Annotated in this window: 1 pseudogene; it reads left to right on the top strand. The window is 37.0% G+C overall.

Annotated features, from left to right (window positions below):
* A pseudogene (locus tag IDG65_RS14920) lies at positions 1-126 on the top strand (hypothetical protein); the annotation flags it as partial.
* Positions 127-254 lie beyond the last annotated feature (128 nt).

Here is a 254-nt window from a genome sequence, read left to right as displayed (position 1 = left end):
CTTGCAGAAATGGCTGATCGCATATTACGCACATCGCATAAGTTTGATGACAAACAAGCTTCCATGACAAAAGTACTGACGAATATCGCATTTGCGAAAGTCTCTACAAATGCCTTTGAGGCACGTCTTTTGCTTAAATATGATTAATTTATTTTTTGCAACACATTTTGTGAATTGAGAAAATAATCTAGAGCAATCCGTTCCTAGGAGGAATTGAACATGCGTAAATTAGTCGTTGGCTCCAGAAGAAGTAA

It is taken from the genome of Staphylococcus sp. EG-SA-17 (genome assembly GCF_017151845.1).
GTDB classification, from domain to species: Bacteria; Bacillota; Bacilli; order Staphylococcales; family Staphylococcaceae; genus Staphylococcus; species Staphylococcus aureus.
The sequence above is the reverse complement of the archived record's forward strand: the minus strand, read 5'-3'. Positions and strand labels throughout refer to the sequence as shown.